The 20,741-nt window shown below is 29.2% G+C and carries 12 protein-coding genes; 1 reads left to right on the top strand and 11 read right to left on the bottom strand.

What is annotated here, in order from left to right; genetic code table 11:
- Positions 1-19: 19 nt before the first annotated feature.
- The 9 genes from Q0733_RS03340 to Q0733_RS03300 all read right to left on the bottom strand — a co-directional run bounded on the left by Q0733_RS03340 (position 20) and on the right by Q0733_RS03300 (position 18,311).
- Positions 20-3,424, bottom strand: a complete 3,405-nt coding sequence (locus Q0733_RS03340; RefSeq protein WP_298778944.1) for a hypothetical protein — start codon at positions 3,422-3,424, stop codon at positions 20-22.
- 44 nt (positions 3,425-3,468) lie between these two features.
- Entirely contained in the window at positions 3,469-4,800 is a 1,332-nt protein-coding gene (locus Q0733_RS03335; RefSeq protein WP_298778941.1) for a glycoside hydrolase family 2 TIM barrel-domain containing protein, read from the bottom strand.
- Positions 4,801-4,988: 188 nt separating this feature from the next.
- Positions 4,989-6,659, bottom strand: coding sequence for a glycoside hydrolase family 16 protein (locus Q0733_RS03330; RefSeq protein WP_298778938.1), 1,671 nt, complete (start codon positions 6,657-6,659; stop codon positions 4,989-4,991).
- Positions 6,660-6,680: 21 nt separating this feature from the next.
- On the bottom strand, positions 6,681-8,756 hold the full coding sequence (locus tag Q0733_RS03325) for a hypothetical protein (protein WP_298778935.1): 2,076 nt from the start codon (positions 8,754-8,756) through the stop codon (positions 6,681-6,683).
- Positions 8,757-8,767: 11 nt separating this feature from the next.
- Complete coding sequence (locus tag Q0733_RS03320; protein WP_298778932.1) at positions 8,768-10,252, bottom strand: RagB/SusD family nutrient uptake outer membrane protein; 1,485 nt, start codon at positions 10,250-10,252, stop codon at positions 8,768-8,770.
- An 11-nt stretch (positions 10,253-10,263) separates the two neighbouring features.
- Positions 10,264-13,296: a TonB-dependent receptor gene (locus Q0733_RS03315; RefSeq protein ID WP_298778930.1), complete on the bottom strand. Its 3,033-nt coding sequence runs from the start codon at positions 13,294-13,296 to the stop codon at positions 10,264-10,266.
- Positions 13,297-13,496: 200 nt separating this feature from the next.
- Positions 13,497-16,304, bottom strand: coding sequence for a triple tyrosine motif-containing protein (locus Q0733_RS03310; protein ID WP_298778927.1), 2,808 nt, complete (start codon positions 16,302-16,304; stop codon positions 13,497-13,499).
- A 312-nt stretch (positions 16,305-16,616) separates the two neighbouring features.
- A complete protein-coding gene (locus Q0733_RS03305; RefSeq protein ID WP_298778924.1) occupies positions 16,617-17,750 on the bottom strand; it encodes a cysteine desulfurase family protein in 1,134 nt (377 codons plus the stop codon).
- Between the two features lie 15 nt (positions 17,751-17,765).
- The gene (locus tag Q0733_RS03300) at positions 17,766-18,311 is read right to left on the bottom strand and encodes a Smr/MutS family protein (RefSeq protein ID WP_298778922.1); all 546 of its coding nucleotides are present in this window, start codon (positions 18,309-18,311) and stop codon (positions 17,766-17,768) included.
- Positions 18,312-18,387: 76 nt separating this feature from the next.
- Here Q0733_RS03300 and Q0733_RS03295 point away from each other — a divergent pair, with 76 nt between their 5' ends.
- On the top strand, positions 18,388-19,023 hold the full coding sequence (locus tag Q0733_RS03295) for a hypothetical protein (RefSeq protein WP_298778920.1): 636 nt from the start codon (positions 18,388-18,390) through the stop codon (positions 19,021-19,023).
- Here the strand turns inward: Q0733_RS03295 and ppk2 (Q0733_RS03290) are convergent.
- Both ppk2 (Q0733_RS03290) and ppk2 (Q0733_RS03285) read right to left on the bottom strand, forming a co-directional pair.
- On the bottom strand, positions 19,012-19,797 hold the full coding sequence (gene ppk2 / locus Q0733_RS03290) for a polyphosphate kinase 2 (protein ID WP_298778918.1): 786 nt from the start codon (positions 19,795-19,797) through the stop codon (positions 19,012-19,014). The genes Q0733_RS03295 and ppk2 (Q0733_RS03290) overlap by 12 nt on opposite strands.
- A 2-nt stretch (positions 19,798-19,799) precedes the next feature.
- On the bottom strand, positions 19,800-20,660 hold the full coding sequence (gene ppk2, locus Q0733_RS03285) for a polyphosphate kinase 2 (protein WP_298778916.1): 861 nt from the start codon (positions 20,658-20,660) through the stop codon (positions 19,800-19,802).
- Between the last annotated feature and the right edge of the window lie 81 nt (positions 20,661-20,741).

Genomic DNA, 20,741 nt, shown 5'->3' with positions numbered 1-20,741 from the left:
TAACTTTTTTTCATAAAAATTACTTAATAATTGAAACTTTTATATGGTTAATTTCATTTGTTCTATCAAACATTTTTGCACTTGTATTTTCATCTAATTGCAAAGAACTAATAGTATTGGTCGTATTATTGTTAAAAACAACCTCAACACTTTCATTATTTGATAATGTATAAATTATTGGTACTTGACAATAAGTGAAACACAATTGATTCTTATCAATATTTAATTCACATTTTTCATTATTAATATTGATATATTTAAACAGTTTGGCTTCACTTAAAAATTCAGATTTTTTTAATAGTCTTGGGTTGAAAATAATTTTTCCATCATTAACAAAAACACCTAATTCTCCAAACCTACTTAACAAATCTTCTTTTACTTGACCTGTCATACCTGGCTGTTGAGCACCTTTTGTTGCAGGTGTATGAGAGTACGCATCTGTAGGAAAAGCTCCATACAATTCTGGAGATTTATGAACTCCAATTCCTGCATTTATTTCGTAATAATGATCTAATAATCTTCCTACAACAACTTTGCTTTCATTATTTTTAATTGCCAATAAGCAATTTTCTTGTACTGCTAATGACAGTTTAGAAACCATATGCCAATAAATAGAACCTAAACCTTCATAACCAAAGAAAGTTCCAGATCGACCTGTAAAAGATTTGTGATCAAAAATTTCTTCAAAAATTTCTAAAATATAATCAGATTCATTTTCTACTAATAATTTATATTCTTCTGGAAGGCTTGATAAAGATTTTTTAACACTGTTGGCGTTATTAAAATTTCCATTAAAATGATAATTGCCATTTACATCTTTCTCAATTATTTCTCTATTTTCATCAATTAACAATTGCTGAAGTAATTTAGATTTTTCTACTTTATTTGCAGCAATATTATTCTTTTGAGTAAACCTTGGTAAATCTTTGTTTGGATATAAAATATAACTGTATTGATCTGGTCTAAACAAAGCAGATGCTTTTAATCCATCTAATAAATCTAAGGATTGTTGTGATGATAAATAACCAGAACTTAACGCAGCTACTTGTCCTTCTAACATTTCAGATAAATATGAAATTGACACTTCTTTATCATTTTCAATCGTCATTAAATTGTATGCATGATACATATTGTCAGAACGCTTGTTTGCTCTAATACTATGATCTAAATAATTTTTAGTAATCGTAAAAAAGTGCAGCAATGTTGTTTTTGAAACTGAAGATTTTTTAGTTGAAAATCCGTTTTTATAAATTAAATTTCTATAATCACTTGCAGGTTTTCCTAGACCATCTAATACTGTTTTTCTTTCCGTATCAGTTACTTTTCTTGATAAAATAGTTGCATTAGAATCTAACGTTGTTATAACTTTATGAAACAATGAAGATACCTCATCAGAAATTTGTACATCATTTATATTAGAATTTTCTACAACTTCTTCAAAGAAATTAATAAATCTTCTTAAATAATATAAAGTTACCATAGAAACACCATTACCAACTAAAGCGTTGTTAGCGTCATTCCATTCTGGTCTTTGTGTGTTTAACCAAATACCAGCTTCTGGTATAAAATTAGAAACTTTAGCTAGTACGGTAACTAAAAGTTTTTCAATTAAATTTACTTTATATGAACCGTTATTTTTATCCAATAATAAAGAACCATCAGCACCAATCCCAGCTCTTCTTTCATCAATTACTGTTTGTAAATTATGATTAAAATCTATAGTGTCTTTTGGATCTTTTAAGATATCAGAATACGGTTTTATTACATATGGTACGTTTGCATACACAAATACATCTTCATTAAATAACGTTGCTAATTTAGATGGATAATGTTTCTCTATAAACTCTAAAAATTTTAACAAATAGATAATTTGATGATCTCCCCAATAACCAATATAAGACCAAGGATCATGCTCTTCTATTACTTCCCAATCAAAACCATCTTTAGTAACTCTATAAGGATTGTAACCTTCAAAAGTTGTAGCATTTAAAAATTTGTGAATCATACTCTCAATAAACTGAGGATACGAATGTGCCAATGCTTCCCAGTTTTGAAAAATATCTCTCCAATTCCCCTCATAATCTAAAATTTTAGAACCATCAACCTCACTTTTTGTGTTGATAGAAAACTTGTTCCAAGGTCTACTTGGATCTCCATGCCTTCTACTAAACTTTAGTGGTAAATATTCTAAACACAATCTTTTAAAATCTTTATCGGAATCATTTTCAGCTAAATTCTTAATAAAATTTAAGTTGATTTTTTTTGGTAAACTATGTAAGGTTTCTTTTTTAACAGTAAATAACTGTTTATTGGCTTTTGATAAATATGTTATAAAATCGTCTTTTTCAATTGTATAGTTATCATCAAAAATTCCACCTCTCATTATATTAAAAAGTGTATTTGAAAAATGCCTTGTATTTACTAATGGATCATTAGATAATTGTAATCCATCTGAGGCTGCTGCTAAACTGATTAAGTTTTTTGTACCTACCTCAATACTTTCATTTATAATTTCCTTAATATTTTTACCACTTTTAATTAATTCTGAAATACGAGTAACATCAGAAACCGTTTGATTTACATTGGCAATTTGCATCCAAGTTTTATCTTGATTTACTTCTAAAGAAATTTCTGTATTTATAAAATATGCGCCTTTTTCAGCTTTCATATCTACCTCTTGTTCCAGATCAATTCCTTTTCTAAAATTAGAAACCTGCAAAGAAGAAAGTAAATAAGTTGGATTTTCTATACCAAAAGACCAAACTAAATTTGCTTTTAAAGCTTCACTTGGCTCTGCTTTATCAACAATTATTGCACTTAACGCATAAATTCCTAAACCAACTTCTGCCTCTAACTCGCATTTTTTATATGCGTCAACTAAATTACTTCTTATGCCTTGTAAATCTGAACCCACCCCATAAGGAATAATGTTTTGCAATCCATCTAAAACAGAAACCTTAATATTATCATCAGAATTATTTACAAATGTTGCCTTTCTAACAAAACCAAACTCATCGCTTGAGTTCCATTGATATCTAAAAGTTACTTGTAAATCTTCATTTATTTCTTCGAAAACAATTTTATTACCATAAATATTTTTATATAAATTTCTACTGATTTTATATAATCCATCTTGCCTTTCAGAAAATGGCTCCCACAAATTAGATGTACCGTTTTTATGAATTCTAAAAATTGATTTACTTCCGGTAGTTTCTACTAATTCAGTAATTTTATCATCTGTATAATAAGGAAATAAAGCTTTTTCTGCATTTTGTCTTCCTGCTGTTAAACCTCCATTACTTGAAATAAACATCCAATGATTTGAGTCTGAAACAATCGTCATAAAAAAAGGACGCATTGTGTGACTATTGGAAATCTTATAATAAGATTCGTTCTCAAAGTTTACTAAATCACCTTTACTCATTTGTATAATATTCTTTTATATTTTTTACTTAATACTTTTTTAAACTACTTTTTCTTTTTTAGAATTTTTTCTAAAATAGCAGTATCTACTTTTGCTTTATTATTAGCCTTTTTTATGCTAATTTTTTTAAAATGTTTATTTATTACTTTTAAATCAACCTTATGATCATAGGGGTTTAATTGATGAACCTCTTGTAGAGCATAATACGCTGCTCTTGGATAAGAAGTAAATAAACCTTTTGAATTTGTTGGACCTTTTGCACAGATTCCAAACCATTCTTCATTCATATTATTTTTCCCAGAAACCCAGTCTTTATTATAACCTTGGTTTGCCCAATTAGGTGTTTTATCATGAATATTTACGTTTCTTCTATGATCAAAATCATATTTCCACCAACCATCATTAAACTGAAAAGTAAAACCTCCAATTGAGTTTTGAGCTTTTTCTTTACCATAAGTATTTTGATAAATTTCTTTCCAATTAGCAATCAAATAATAAGCTTGACTGCATTGATCTTCTTTATTGCTTTTAGCATTAAAAGCATCTGCACCAAATTCTGTAAATAATAAAGGTTTGTTTAATTTCTGTTTTACTTCATTAAAAATACCTGTAAAAGAAACGCCTCTGTAAGTATTTGTTCCAAAAACATCAACGTCTTTACATTCTTGTGCAATAATGTCTATAAATAAAGTATCTCCATTACAAATTGCTACTGGATGGTTTTCATCCATTTTTTTAATTTTTTTTGCAGCTTCGTTCATTAACCTGTACATAGGTCTACCTCTAATTTCTCCTAAACGCTGTTTTTCTTTTTCATCATCAGGAAAATCTTCAGTTTCTGAACCTGCCCAAAAAAGACCATAATTGTTTTCATTACCTAATAAATACATTAACAATCCTGGTGTATTTTTATATGCTTTTATAAGTGATTCTATTTCACTTAATAGTTGTTTTTGTGCTTTTGGGTTTGAATAATCTGTAACCGGTATCCAAACTCCATCAATACTTAATCCATATCTTCCAAAAGGATGATTTAACATGGTATAAATTCCATAATTTTCATATATATACTGAATCCATTTTGCAGGAACACCTGTATATAAACGTAGGGTATTTACCCCCATATTTTTTAGTAAAATCATTTCAGATTTTAAAGCTTCTTTGATGATTTCATCAGAATTTTCCCAAAAATTTGCATCTAAAGGGTTTTTACCAATTGGAATATAATCCCAATTCATACCATTTATGATAAAATCTTTATCATCTACCTGAAGTTTAAAACCAAGTTCATTATTAACTATAGAAACCTGATTTGTTTGTGCAGAAACAGAAAATGTAAGAATGATTAATAAAAAATTAAAATAAATGATTTTCATCAATAGGTTACTTGTGTTTTTTTTCAAAAAAATGATAATGATTTAAATTCTTAAAATTTCAGAAAACTTTAAGCACAGCCTTTTTAAAAATATAAAAAATGATAGTTCTAATTTTTAAAAGAATTTTAATATTTTTAAAACAAGGCTAGCAATAAAACCAACCTTGTTTTAAATTTAAATTATAAAGATTATTGATATACTTTTATATAATCAATTTCCATAGAATCCTCTGTAAACGCAGCATCTATTGTTCCTCCAAGAGTACCACCCATTGCAATATTTAAGATAAAAAAGAAATCAGCATTAAAAGGTAAATCTGAATTATTTGCCAACTCATAAAAAGGAGCATCATCTAAATAAATTTTAATTGCAGAATCAGTCCACTCTAAAGTATACAAATGAAATTCAGTAGAAGCATTTGAAACTGCAGTTGTTTCTCCATAACTAGCTTTAGCATTTGTACCTAAATCAAACCAATGACATGTACCTAAAGTTGTGTTTTTGTCAGCCCCTGTTTGTTCCATAATATCTATTTCTCCACATGCTGGCCACCCAACTGTTGGAAAATTAGACCCTAACATCCAAATTGCAGGCCACGTACCTTGTGATGCTGGTAATTTCGCTTTTACTTCTACTCTACCATAAGTAAACTTTTGTAAACCTTGAGATTTTAATCTAGCGGAAGTATAGCCTCCATTACCATCGGCTTTTGCAATAATTTTTAACGCACCACCTTCTACAATTACATTTTCGGAATCATTCGTATATGTTTGTAATTCATTATTACCCCAACCTCCTGCACCAAGGTCATATGTCCAATTTGTGGCATCAGGCGCTCCATCTGTATCAAAGTTATCTTCCCAAACTAAAGTATTATATACATAATCAGAGCCTTGTACAGGTTTTGTAGATGTAAATTTGTGATACCAAGCTGCCCCTGTTCCTGTAGAAGGATCTTCAATTACTCTAACTATTAATTCATCATTTGATATTGAAATAATGTCATATGTACCAGAACCTACAAACCACCCCATAAAACCACCATCACCTATTTCAAAAGTAGTTCCTGTATATTCTTCATTATTATAAGTACCTTCTAGAGCTGCTTTTGATGTAGATGGACTAAAAGCTACTGTTTTTACACCAAACATATTTGTTGCAACAGTATCGTCATGACACTGATCTCCATCAACTCCTATAAAACCTGCATAAGTACCAGGCACAAATGCTGGACCAGCAGTTTGTTCAAAAGTTAATCCGTTTGCAGTTCTTGTAAATACAAACTCATTATCATACATACAACTTTTTTCTGTATCCCATGCTTTTATTCCATTCCACCAAGCTTCATAAGCGAATTCTCCATTTCCATAATCGTCTTCAACTGGCCCTAAACCAACATGTAAATCTACATTTGCTTGCCAATACCATTTCTTACTATCACCAACATTAGCACCACTTAACATGTTTTCAGAATCAACATCCGAAAAAGAACTATACACTTCTACATCTAATGTTTTTGTAGATGAAACTCCACCTGTACCATTTGCTTTAACTACAACAGTATATGTGTTTACACCAACTTTAGAAAACCTATTTGATAATATGCCAGAAGGAGAAGCTGAAGCAACTCCATCAAAATAATAAACATATGAAGATGCATTATCTGCAACAGTTGTAAAATTTACTGTACCACTACCATCTCCATAAGGATTAATATCATCTGCACCTACAATTTCTGCAGTAATAGTAATATTTGTTGGAGAAGTTACTTCTCCAAATTGATAATCATTTTCTTGACAGCCAAAAAAAGCTATTGATAAAGAAAAAAGAATTATATAAATATTTTTTAATTTTTTCATAATATATCTTGTTTTAATCTATTATTGCTTTACTAACTTAAATGTCCAAAATACACCACTACCAGCTTCAATAATGGCTTCCATTTCTGTATCATTATTTGAAAGTGTCACATTGTAAGTAATAGAATCAGGAGCATTTGCAGGATCATCTAATTCACCTGAATTATTCGCTTTAGGAATACCTAGATAAGAACCTTTACCATTTAAAGTAACAGTATTAGTTGAAGCATCATAAATAAAAGTAGCTGCTATTGAACCATTATGCGGTGCTACAGCTGAACCACAAGCATCTGCAGTACCTTGCCACCCTTCTAACCATGTATCCGCCCCTAAAACATTTTTAAATGTTCCATTTGAAAATACATATTCATCATCATAAAAACAAGCTCTTTGCGTTACACCTGCATCATCTATAGCCCACCAGTCTCCACTACCTGAGCTTGGCCCAACTTTTAAAGAACCTGCTTCTGAAGCAACTTTCCAAGTTCCATCAATAGGAGATGTTATTGTACTTGTTGCATCTTTTACTAATTTATAAGTCCAAAATACACCAGATCCAGCTTCTACAATAACTTCCATTTCTGTATTATTGTTAGAAAGTACTATATCATAAGTAATTGAAGAAGGCACTGCAACATTTGGTAATTCTCCAGCGTTATTTGCTTTTGGTAAACCAATATATGCTCCTAAACCATTTACTGTTAATTTATTATTTGTTTCATCATGAATAAAAGTTGATGAATTAGATCCGTCATGGGGAGCTACAGGAGTTCCACAAGCATCAGCTGCAATGCCTTGCCAAGCTTCTACCCAAGTGTCAGAACCTAAAACATTTTTAAATGACCCATCTTCACCAAATACATATTCATCATCATAATAACAAGCTCTAGCTGTTACTCCTGCGTCATCTATAGACCACCAGTCTCCACTACCAGAACTAGGACCAACTTTTAAAGAACCTGCTTGTGAAGCCAATCTCCAAGTACCTGTTAATATTGATGCTGCTGAAGGTGCTTTCCAAAAATATAAGTTATCTATAAAAACTGAGCCTGCTCCAACAAACTTAAATTGTTTTAAATCTGAAATTACTAAGCCCTGGTCTGTAAATTCGGTTAACGGTATATCAAAACTATTCCATTGATCTGCTACTAATTCTCTTGTTACTGAAAATTCTGCTGATGAAGAACTAATAGGATAAATATCTATTGAAGTTGCATCTGCTGTCCAAACATCAATATGTAAAGTTTCCATAGATGAAGCATCTTGTACATTATTTGCAAAATCAATTCCTTGATAATTTAGATTGCTATATTGAATCATTGCATCTCCATTTAAATCAAAAGCTGTATAAATAGTTTGCTGCCCCCAATTTGGGTTATAATCTATATCAGATATATCTGTATAAGCATCACTAAAAAGAGAAATAACATCTGCAACCTCTCTTGTTGGAGGTATTGTTGCCGAAGTAATAGGTGCTAAAATTGCCGTAACTTCAAATTCTATTGTGTATTCTGCAGTTTCTATTGCTCCACCTTTTGCAATTACTTTTACAGAATATGTTCCTGCATCAGTATATTGATAAGTTAAAGCTTCACCAATATTTGCGGTTACTACAGGCTGAGAAACACTATCTTCTCCTGAATAAAATTCATAGGTTACTGCAAAATCTGCATTCGCTAAAACATTAACTTGTTTTGAAATAGCTATATCATTTTCAATTGTAACCACCAAGTTTTCTGGCGCTTTAAAAGAAACAACAAGGTCTTGTAATGCCTCTGTAGAATCTCCATTATTATTATAAGCAACTATTTTTACTTGATAGCTACCTTCTAAATAAGTGTTTTGTACATTTTTACCTGCCTCAATATTAACCGGATCAGTAGTTCCATCTCCAAAATCAATATCAAATGTTGTTGCTCCATCTGCATACGGAGTTATAGTTACCACACCTGTGTTATCTTGGCTAATATTATATACTGCAGCAACATTTTCTGGAGCTTTAATAGCGTCTAAAAAATCTAGGCTTCTTTCGTCTGTACAAGCAATTATAACAAGAAATATTATTAATGCTTTATATATTGTTTTAATTTTTTTCATCTTTCTTTATATTAATATCCTTGATTTTGTGACCAATTTCCTTGTGAAAACTGTATTTCTTCTAAAGGAATAGGAAAAACCTCATGTTTACCAACTGTAAATCCTGAAATTTGAGTTCCTCTACCTGTTCTTACAAGATCAAAAAAGTGATGACCTTCTCCTACCAACTCAACTCTACGTTCTTTATAAATAGCTGCAGTTAAATTTGTACCTGTTGTTGTAATGTTATTATCTGCATTACCAAACGCCCTTTCTCTTACCATATTTAAGTACGTTTTTGCTTTATCATCATCAGGGTTTGACCTTCTGTTATATGCTTCTGCTGCCATTAATAATACATCTGCATAACGTATTGCCCTGTAATTATTTGGATTTGTAATATTTAAGTCTCCTGCTGCAGTTGCAGATCTTTTTCTAGGTAAATATTTTCTATTAAAATACCCCGTATGTTCATATCCAGTAGTATATTCAGCTCCTGTAGATGCTGCCCAAGCTTCAATATCCAAAATTGCAACATCTTTACGATTATCTCCATCTTCAAACTCATCTACGACTTCTTGGGTAGGCACATTAAAGCTGAATCCAGATGTAAATAAATCGCCATTATAACCTCTAACTCCTTGAAAACCTACTGCAACATTACCCTCACTACATTGTAAACATTCAAAACTTGCTCCTTGTACATCTGTATATTGTACTTCAAATACAGAACCCGTACCATTTTCTCCTGCAAATTCAAAAATAGTATCATAATCAGTTTCTAAAACATATGGTCCGTTTGTAATTACATTTTCTAAAACTGTTGCAGCTTCGTCAAACTTATCTTGAAAAAGGTAAACCTTTCCTAGTAAAGCTTGAGCAGAACCTTTTGTTGCTCTTCCAATTTCTGGAGCTGTATAAGTTAAATTTGCTACTGCATATTCTAAATCTTCTTCTATTAATGAGTATACATCTTCTTTTGGAGACCTAGGTATAGACTTTTCATCCCCAAAAACAAAACGCCCTTCTGGTTTGATAGGAATATCTCCAAACCATTTTACCAATTCGAAATTATAATAAGCTCTTAAAAAGCGAGCTTCCGCAATTATTATTTCTTTACCTTCAAAATCTGTTTTGTCTTGAAATTCTATTATATATGCTGCTCTATTAACACCACCAAACATCCAACCCCAAAGGTTTTGAAGGTCATCATTTACAGGTGTATGTATCATATCATCAATTTGCTGGTAACCTGGAACATCTGTTGCAGATTCTCCTCCACAAAGCGTATTGTTTGATGCTATTTCACCTAATAATACATTAACAAATGTTGACTGTAATGGATCATATGCACCAATCAATGCGTTATAGTAATCAGTTTCTGAATTAAAATAAGATTCAGAATCTTCTGCATAAATTCTAGAATTATCTAAATAATCGTCTGAACATGCACCTAATACAAGTAAACTTGTTATAAAGATGAATGCTAATTTTATTTTTTGTTTATAATTTTTCATCTCTTATTATTTTAAAATGTAATATTTAAACCTAGTAAAAACTGTCTAGCTGAAGGATATGTACCTCCATCAATACCTGATCCAATTGTTCCGTCATTTTCTTTTTCATTTTGATCTAAACCACTAACATGAGTTGGATCATAACCACTATAATTAGTTATAGTAAATAGGTTGTTAATAGAAGTATATAATCTAACTTTAGTTAACCCTACTTTTTCTAAAACATCTGAAGAAAAATTATACCCAACCTGTATGTTTTGCATTCTTAAAAACGAACCATCTTCCACAAAAAAATCTGAAAACAACTTATTGTTAGTTGCATCGTTTGTTAATCTTGGTACAGAGTTACTTGTACCAGCACCTGTCCATCTATCTAAATAATAAGCTGGTTTGTTAACGTTTGGTAAAAATCTTTCATAATTTCTTACAATCTCTTTTCCAATTTCTGAATATAAGTAAGTTGTAAAGTCCCAGTTTTTATAAGTTGCAGATACATTAAGCCCCATATAAAAATCTGCTTGTGGTTTACCTATATTTACTCTATCATCTAAATCTAAAACTCCATCTCCATTTGTATCTTTATACCTAATATCTCCAGGAGAAGTAGTTGCAGCCCCTAAACCAGATTGAGAAGGATGTGCATCTATTTCCTCTTGTGTTTGAAAAATTCCATCTGTTTGATATCCATAAAAATATCCAATTGGTTGACCTACTTCCATTCTTGATGGTGCTGGGTTACCAATTGCAAAAGAACCACCTTCAACAAATGCTCCGTCTAACACCTCTGTAACCCTATTTTTTACATAAGTTACATTATAACCAAAGTTTAAATTTAAATCTTCTGTATTAACAGCTTTATAGCTAATAGCTAATTCTGCTCCTGTATTTTTTGATGTTCCTGCATTTACTGTCGGATTTGCACCACCAGGTGAAGCAGAACCTAATACTCCAGAAACTGGGAAGTTTTTAATTAATAAGTCTTTTCGTGTTTCTTCAAAATAATCTGCAACAATAGATAATTTATCATCAAAGAAATTAATATCTAATCCAATATCTAATTTTTCTGCTGTTTCCCATTGCGCAGAAGGATTAGGTAATCCACCTTGCGCTGTTCCTGAAACCAATGTACCTCCAAGAACATATTCAGCTTCACCATCCAATAATGATCTATACAAATTATCACCAACTAAGTTCCCTAGTGTACCATAACTTGCTCTTAACTTTAAAAAGCTAATTGTTTCATTATCTTTTAAGAAATCTTCATCAGAAATTTTCCAACCAGAAGTAACAGACCAAAAATTATCAACTCTTTTATCTTCAGCAAAAACAGAGGCTCCATCTCTTCTAATTAAACCAGAAAACAAATATTTTCCTTTATAATCATATTGTAACCTACCAAAATATGATGTTAATCTAACATCAGAATTTCCGGTATTAAAACTTCTTTGTTCACTTAATAAATTTGTTAAACTAATATCTGCAAAATCAATAGAATTATTAGGTACATCTACACCGGTGGCGTAAATACCATCAAATAAATCATTTTGCACACTTGTACCTAATGTAAAACTAGCATTATGATCATCAGCAAATGTTTTTGAATAAGTTGCAAATGTTTCCCAATTTACTCTTGTTGATGTTGTTTTAAATTGATAAACAGAACTTTGTGTTTTATTGTAAACCTTGCTATTTCCATAATCCTGTATAGGCGTAAAACTTCTTTCTTTTTCATTATAAATCTTATAACCAACACGAGAAGTAACAGCTAACCCCTCAATTGGCTTATATTCTAATTTAAAATTACCTTCTAAACCATTTCCATTAGTTTCTCCAAAAGTATTACTTAATAACGATAATGGATTTACTACTTCAATACCTAAAAAATTAGTTGTATCATCTTCATCTACCCCAAAAGTTGGTGCATAATTTAATCCATTGAATAATAACGAATCATCAAAACCTTGAGAAGCACTTGTAAAATAGTTTGCTATTAATGAAAAATTTAATTTATCATTAATATCTACTCCTAAGTTTAATTTGATATTGTTTCTAATAAAATTAGATTTCTCTTTCGCAATAATTCCATCTTGCTCAGTTCTAGAAGCACTTACAAAGTATCTAAAATTTTCTCCTCCACCAGATACACTAATATTATGATTCATTAATAAAGCGTCATTAAATAACTCATCTTGCCAGTCCGTACCTATACCTAAAGCACTTACATTTTGAAATGGTAATGATTGCCCACTTGCAGCATAAGCCTCATTTAAAACCAAGGCATATTCAGTTGCGTTTAAGTAATCTAATTTTTTTGTAGTTTTTTGAACAGCCGCATAAGTATCATACCTTACTGTAGCTTTCTTATTTTTCTTACCAATTTTTGTGGTTACTAAAACAACACCATTTGCACCTTTTATACCATAAATTGCAGCTTGGGCATCTTTTAAAACAGTAATAGACTCAATATCATTTGGATTGATACTATTTAAATCCCCTTCATAACCATCTACAATTGTTAAAGGTTGATTATTAGTATTTGAACTAACACCTCTAATTAAAATATTAACTTTAGCACCCGGCGCACCAGAAGATAAATTTACTGCAACACCAGAAGTAGTACCTTGTAGTGCCGTAGTTGCATCAATAGGTTTTAAAATTTCTAAAGTTTCCTCTCCAACAATAGATACAGACCCAGTAACATCCTTACGTTTTTGAGAACCATAACCAACCACTATTATTTCATCTAATGATTCTGCAGATTCCTCTAAAAAAACATTAATTGTTTGACTGTTTACCACTACTTCTTTTGTTTTAAAACCTAAATAGTTAAAAACTAATGTAGCGCCATTTTTTACTTTTGATAAGTTATACAACCCATCAAAATCAGTTTCAGTTCCAACTGTAGTCCCTTTAATAATAATACTTACTCCAGGCAAAAATTCACCCGAACTAGCGTCTTTTACAACACCTTTTACATTTACAGTTTGAGCATTAACACAAATTGTTAAAAATAAAAAGAGTAGTAGTGTAAAAATTTTTCTCATAAAAATTAGTTTTATTTTTTATATATCTCAAAAATACTATTGTTTTATTGCAAATACAGCAAAATAAACCTAAACAAAAAACATACATCGTAAAAAAAGCACTTTAAAGCTAGTAAACACTAAGATTTTTATATGTAAAAAAATATCACAAAATAAAAATGTTGTGGTAATGTATAGTGATTTATATAAGTTGTAGTGTTTTAAATCTCTAAAATGTAAGTTGTTAAATTTGCATCATGTGGCAAATTCATTTTCTTACGTAATCTGTAACGTTTTACCTCTACACTTCTAGGAGAGATATTTAAAAGTGGAGATATTTCTTTTGAAGACAGATTTAATCTTAAGTAAGCACACAACCTTAAATCATTAGGAGTTAAATTATCATGCTTAGATTTAATTTTTTTTAGAAATTTCTTATCAGCATTATTAAACGCTTCTTGAAAAAGTTTCCAATCATCTGTATTCTTTAAATTTTTATCAATAATTTTTATAACTTTATTAACCTTGTCATTGCCACCATCAATTAATTCGCTTTTTATGGTGCTTAAAAATTCATTCTTCTTAATGATACTCATGGTTGAACTAGCCAATTCCCTATTTTTACTTGTAATATCACTTCTTAGTTTATCATTATTTAGTTTAATGATTTTTTGAGAGTTTTCTAACTCCTTTAATTCCATCTCATTTTGCGCTTTCCTTAATAAGTCTTCTCTTTGTTTTTTATAATATTTTTTTGAAGCGACATGAAGTAAATACATGATAAACAACAAGATAATCAAATACGTAGCTTTTAAAACATTTGTTTTATACCAAGGCTTTAATACTATGAATGAATATTCTTCAACATTTTCACACAGTTTATTATCTTTATAAGCCCTTACTTTAAAAACATAATTTCCTGAAGGTAAATTTTCATATAAAGTAGAGTTTGCACCTGAACTAACACTCCATTTTTCATTTAAGCCTTCAAGTTTATGTTGATATTTAACTGATGAGGTTTTACTAAAATTGGGAACGCTATAAAAAAATTCGAAATTGTTTCTGTTACTCTCAAACTCTTTACCATCAATAAGACTTACCCTTTTTTGTACATCATCTATTTTATTATTTAAAACTTTATCTATTTTGATACTAAAATCTACCGATTCTTTTTTACTTGATAAATCTATTGTTAAATAACCGTTAGATGTTCCTAATAAATATTTTTTTCCTTCTAAATGAATTATGTTTTCGAAACCAGAAGCACCTTTTATAAAAGCTCTTTTAATGGGTATAATTTCAAAAATGGGTTTCTTACTTAGTTTACCAGGAGATAAACAACGAATATCTTCTTCTGTAAATGACCATAATTTCTTAGTAGATTCATGTAGTATTAGTTTTGCGGAAAGAAATAAATTTTCTGGTATTAACTTACTATACACTGTATCTATTTCAAAAGTATTATTAATTTCAGAAAATCTATACACCCCTTTTTTGGAAGAATATAATACATCATCATCTATTTTAATCAAACCTGAATGTATTCCTTTTTTTACAGATTCATCTTTTTCAATTTCAAGAATATTTTTAAAATCTTTATCAATTTTTAATTTAAAAACACCTTTATACTCATGATTTACAAAAACAGTATTTTTATCCTTTATAATAAATTGTCTACTAGAATTTGAAAAACCATTTATTTTATTTCTGTGTATCCATTTATTTGCTTGTTTTACTAAAATGTGTAAGCCATAATAACTCCCTTGAAGAATTGTGGAATCATTTATTCGTTTAACACTCCAGGTACCGTAAGTATCTGGAATTAAACTTGCCCTGCCATCATCAATAATAAATGTACCCGAATTATGATTACAAAAAAGAGTATTATTTACCTCTGTTAGGTTCCATACTTGCCCAGCTGTATTTTTTATAAATTGAAAAGCATCTTTTGAATTTCTTTTTTTAAAATACAAACCTTGATTTGTACCTATGTATAAATTGTTTTTATATACAATTGTAGAATAAATTGTACCCCAATAATTATCTTTATTTACAAAAAGTTTAAATGGAGAAGACAAATTAATAGTATTAATACCATTATCTAAACCTAACCATATATTATTATCCACATCTTCAAAAATACTTAAAACAGTATTGTTACTCAAACCAGTTGTTTGTGTAATTTGATAAATAAGATCACCATTATTTTGTAAATATATAAGACCATTAGAAATTGTACCTAAAACTAAATTTCCGTTTTTTAAATATTGGGCACTATAAATTGTATTCTTTGATAAAAGCTCATTAGAGTTTATTACCCAAGGGATTAATTGATTGTTTTGTAAATAATAGAAACCATCTTTTTCTGTTAGAAAAAATTGCTTCTCATCTTTATAAAACATTTCAATTATTCTTTTTTCTTTGAATAATTCATTGCCAGAAACTAATTTAGAACTTCCATTTTCTATCTTAAAAAGCCCTTTTCCAATTTCTTGAAAATATATTGTTCCTTCTAATTTTGATAGTATAGTTATTGTTTTCTCAGAGTTGATTATTTGTATTTGTTTAGACTCTAAATTGTATAAATAAATTCTCTGAAGCGATTTAAAAAGTAACCAACCATCTAATTCTTCTATTTGCCAAATTTGTTCATCTTCTAACATTTCTATATTATTAGAAGTAACCATTGACGTAAATTCTAAAACACCAGAATGATTACTTTCCCAATAACCAAAATCTTTATAAAAACCAGAATATACTTTATTACCCATGCTTTTAACAGAACGCATAATACTTTCATTAGGCGTAGGGTATAAATTCCAATTAGAACCATTAAACTCTAATAAACCTGCATTATTTGCAACATATATAAATTTATTTGATGTTTGAGTAATTCCCCAATTTTGATTTTCAGCACCATAATCTTCCGTACTAAAAGTATTTATTGGAGGCATCTCTTGTGAGAATGTTGTATATGTAATGGAGTTAGAAATAAATACTACTAAAAATACAATTAATTTAAGACGCATATACAAGTATGTAAAGTTATTATCTAACGCCAATTTACTTATATTTAATTAATTAAAATATTTTTGTATGGTTATTTTTTAATAAATTCAAACAAAAACCATATAAATAAAACCATATAAATAAAAAAAAATGATTTTTATATGTATATAATAAAATTTATTAAACTCAAAATAATAGAAAATAAATTATAAGCAGAAAGAAGTCTATTATTTTAAATAGTTTAAAATAATGCTTTCAATTTTTAAAACAAACGGATTATTATATAGTAGATTATTCCATATTCTGAAGAAATAAAATCAAAAAAAACTTGTTTACAGTAATTCTTTTAACTTTAAAATAGTTTCGTCTATTTCTTCTTTTGTGGTATACTTTGAAAAAGAAAAACGTACTGAAGTATTATCAGCATCTTCATCTTTTAAAATTTCTGACAACACATGAGAACCTTTATTACTTCCACTTTGACAAGCAGAACCACCAGAAACAGCAATTCCTGCTAAATCTAAACTAAATAACAGCATATCATTTTTAACAGGAAAACGAACATTTAAAATGGTATAGCTGCTTTTTTTAAAATCAGATGAATTGCCATTAAAATTGATTTCATTTGATATACTTTTAAGCTCATCTATAAAATAAAATTTTAAACTTTCGATATGCATTCTGTCTTCATCTAAATTTAAAATTGCAATATCTAAAGCTTTTTCCATACCTAAAATAGAGTGTACATTTTCTGTACTAGATCTTGCACCTTTTTCTTGATCACCCCCATGTAACATTGGCAAAACACCAAAACCTTTTTTAAAAAAAGCAAAACCTACGCCTTTAGGGCCATGAAATTTATGAGCACTTGCAACCATAAAATCAATTGGAGTTTTTTGTAAATCTAATTGATAATGTCCTATTACTTGCACAGTATCAGAATGAAATAATGCATCGTATTTTTTACATAAATTAGAAATATCTGTAGCTGGTAAAATGTTACCAATTTCATTATTAACAAGCATCAAACTAACCAATGTTTTAGCATCCGAAGTTGATAGTAATTTTTCTAAATGATCAGAATCAACCTCGCCCAACTCATTAATATTTACAAACTCTAAAGTAATATTTTGAGATTTTTCTAAAAATTTACAAGTATGTAAAACCGCATGGTGTTCTATTTTTGAAGTAATAATTCTTGTAACTCCTAAGTTTAAAACAGCATTATTTAAAATTAAATTATCAGCTTCTGTTCCCCCTGCCGTAAAAATAATTTCAGTCGCCGAAACATTAAAATGTTTTGCAATATTTTTTCTAGCAGTTTCAACTGCAGCTTTAGATTTTCGTCCAAATTGATGTGTTGATGAAGGGTTTCCAATGATATTTTTCATTGAAGATGTTATAACTTCTAAAACAGAATCATCTATTTTAGTAGTAGCTGCATTGTCTAAATAAATAGAATTCATAGTACAAAAATACAATTAATTAGGGTTCTGAAAGAAATAAACTTCTGTAGCCCCTAAACCATATTTTTTATAAGAAGCATCATAATATTTTACAGGGTATTTGCTTAATAATCTTTGTAATTCAGATTTTAAAACCCCTTCTCCTACTCCATGAATAAACACAATTTTAGGTATTCTTTTTTTTATCGCAAATTCAACTTTATTTTCTGCAGTTGATAATTGCAAGTTTAACATATCAAAATTATCTAAGCCTTTTGTTGATTTTACAAGTTGGTTAATATGTAAATCTACCTCTAAAATAACTTCATTTTTCTCTTTAATAAATAAACTTTTTTTAGGTTGAATAATATTCATTTTATCTTGTAAAAGTTTATTGTTTATATCAGAATACTTAGACAATTCATATTGGTCTTGCTCTATTTTTACTAGCTCTGAAGCTAAAAAGTTAAAAATCATTCCATCATCTGTTTCAACAGAAATCTCATCACCATTTATATTTTTAACCCTTCCTTTTAGAACATCATCTAAAACAGCTACTTTATTTCCAATAACTAAATGCATTCTTAACCTTATTTTAATTTAGAAAGAAAATTTTTATACTTTCTTTGTAGTAAATAGTTTAGACAAAAATACTAAGATGCATAAAACTACCACCATTTCTACCAAAAACTTCTTTGAAAAAGCTTCTAAAGAAAATATTATTTCTACTGAAAGAAAAAATATTTTATTAAAAATTTCAGAAACTATTGCTGAAGAACACACTAAAAACAAGCAAGTTAACCTAAATTTTATTTGTACTCATAACTCCAGAAGAAGTCAACTAGGTCAAGTTTGGGCATTTTATGCTGCTGAATATTTTAATTTAAACATCAACGCTTTTTCTGGCGGAACTGAAGTCACTGCTTTTTTTAAAAACACAGTAAAAACACTGCAAAGTGTAGGCTTTAATTTTCAATTAGCAGATTTTTCTCATCAAAATCCTAAATACTTAATTTCTTTTGAAAACAGTAAAAAATCTATTTTAGGATTTTCTAAACTATTTGATGATGCAGAAAATATAGAACCCTTTATAGCAATTACAACGTGTAACAATGCTGATGAAAACTGTCCATTTATACCAACTGCAAGCCATCGTTTTCACTTACCTTTTGTAGACCCTAAAGCTTCAGATGGAACAGAAAAACAACATGAGACTTATTTAAAAACCAACAGTCAAATTGCTGCTGAAATTCACTTTATTTTTACTGAAATTAAAAATAAATTAAATTTCTAAATTTTTATCATAAGGAATTTGTTCTAATATGTGATTAATCACATTTATTCTTGCATCAGTTTTTCTGTTTGCTCTAATAATTTTCCAAGGAGATATTTCTGTATTAGTTTTTTCAAACATGGCTTTTTTATACTCTGTATATTGATCCCAAAGTGCTTGTGCTTTTTCATCAAGCTTTGTCATTTTCCATTGCTTTAAAGGATCGCTTTTAATATCAGCAAAACGCTTTGCTTGTTCTTTTCTAGAAATAGACATATAGATTTTTACCAAATGAATACCAGATTCTAAAATCATGCGTTCAAAATCGTTTACTTGATTCATAAAAACGTCATATTCTTTAGGAGTACAAAATCCGTTAACAGGCTCAACAACCGCTCTATTATACCAACTTCTATCAAAAAAAACTAACTCTCCAGCTTTAGGAAATTGCTCTACATATCTTTGAAAATACCATTGAGATTTTTCATCTTCAGTAGGTTTTGGCAAGGCTACAATTCTCATATGTCTTGGATTAATACGTTCTGTAACCCTCCTAATTGCTCCACCTTTTCCCGCAGCGTCTCTACCTTGAAAAACAACAATTACTCGTTCATTATTATTAATTGCCCAAGTTTGCATTCTTATCAATTCTATTTGTAAACTCTTCAGTTTTTTTTGATAATCCACATATCTAATAGATCTTTCTAAACTTAATGGTTCTTTAGATAAAAGTGATAATAACCCTTTATTTGAATTTAATTTTTTTATGTCTGATTTTGATAATTTCTTATTCATAACTAATCTATTTGACCACTATTTGAACGATAATAACGCATTACAATATTTGGATCTGGATTTAAAATTGTACCAGCTTTTTCTTTACCATCATAATTAAACTGAGATAAAACATGCCTAATTGTTTCTAATCTAGCCAGCTTTTTATCATTGGTTTTAATTATAATCCAAGGGCTATAAGTAGTATGCGTTTTAGTAAACATATCTGCTTTATAGCGTGTATATTTATCCCATAATAATTGACCTTGTTTATCAACTGGGCTAAATTTCCATCTTTTTAAAGGGTTTTCGTTTCTAGCTTCAAATCTTTTTTGCTGTTCTTCTTTTGATATGGATAACCAAAATTTAATAATTATAACCCCATCTTCATACATCATATGCTCAAATTCTGGCACTTGTACCAAAAACTCTTTGTATTGTTTTTCTGTACAAAAATCCATTACTGGCTCTACAACAGCTCTATTATACCAACTTCTATCAAAGAAAACTATTTCTCCAGGATTCGGTAACTCTTTAATATATCTTTGAAAATACCACTGACCTTTTTCTATTTCTGTTGGTTTATTTAAAGCCACTAACCTACTTGATCGTGGATTTAAATGCTCCATAAATCTACGAATGTTTCCACCTTTACCAGCGGCATCTCTTCCTTCAAAAATGATAGCTATCCTTTTTTTATTTTTTGATGCCCAATTTTGCAACTTCACCAATTCAATCTGTAATAATCGTAATTCTTTGTCATACAAAAGAGTGCTTTTTACTTTTTTACAAGAAATATCCCTTTCTTTTAAAAGCGAAAATAAATCGTCATGATTTTTTAAATTTTCAAACTCTTCTCCTGTTATCATTTCTCTATTTTCCATTACATTTAATTAATTCTCTAAAATAAATACTTTTTTTTATTATACAGTATAAAAAGATCATTTTACGGAAGAAATTTTATA

The sequence above is a fragment of the uncultured Polaribacter sp. genome (assembly GCF_947500975.1).
Lineage (GTDB): Bacteria > Bacteroidota > Bacteroidia > Flavobacteriales > Flavobacteriaceae > Polaribacter.
This window is presented reverse-complemented; position numbering and strand designations above follow the sequence as displayed.

Coding starts and splice junctions, on each gene's coding strand:
- Q0733_RS03300 (WP_298778922.1), bottom strand. CDS start 18,311: ATGCATTTAGTTATTGGAAATAAAGTAGCTGTTTTAGATGATGTTCTA.
- Q0733_RS03330 (WP_298778938.1), bottom strand. CDS start 6,659: ATGAAAAAATTAAAAAATATTTATATAATTCTTTTTTCTTTATCAATA.
- Q0733_RS03310 (WP_298778927.1), bottom strand. CDS start 16,304: ATGCGTCTTAAATTAATTGTATTTTTAGTAGTATTTATTTCTAACTCC.
- ppk2 (WP_298778916.1), bottom strand. CDS start 20,660: ATGGAAAATAGAGAAATGATAACAGGAGAAGAGTTTGAAAATTTAAAA.
- Q0733_RS03335 (WP_298778941.1), bottom strand. CDS start 4,800: ATGAAAATCATTTATTTTAATTTTTTATTAATCATTCTTACATTTTCT.
- Q0733_RS03295 (WP_298778920.1), top strand. CDS start 18,388: ATGCATAAAACTACCACCATTTCTACCAAAAACTTCTTTGAAAAAGCT.
- Q0733_RS03320 (WP_298778932.1), bottom strand. CDS start 10,252: ATGAAAAATTATAAACAAAAAATAAAATTAGCATTCATCTTTATAACA.
- Q0733_RS03305 (WP_298778924.1), bottom strand. CDS start 17,750: ATGAATTCTATTTATTTAGACAATGCAGCTACTACTAAAATAGATGAT.
- ppk2 (WP_298778918.1), bottom strand. CDS start 19,797: ATGAATAAGAAATTATCAAAATCAGACATAAAAAAATTAAATTCAAAT.
- Q0733_RS03325 (WP_298778935.1), bottom strand. CDS start 8,756: ATGAAAAAAATTAAAACAATATATAAAGCATTAATAATATTTCTTGTT.
- Q0733_RS03315 (WP_298778930.1), bottom strand. CDS start 13,296: ATGAGAAAAATTTTTACACTACTACTCTTTTTATTTTTAACAATTTGT.
- Q0733_RS03340 (WP_298778944.1), bottom strand. CDS start 3,424: ATGAGTAAAGGTGATTTAGTAAACTTTGAGAACGAATCTTATTATAAG.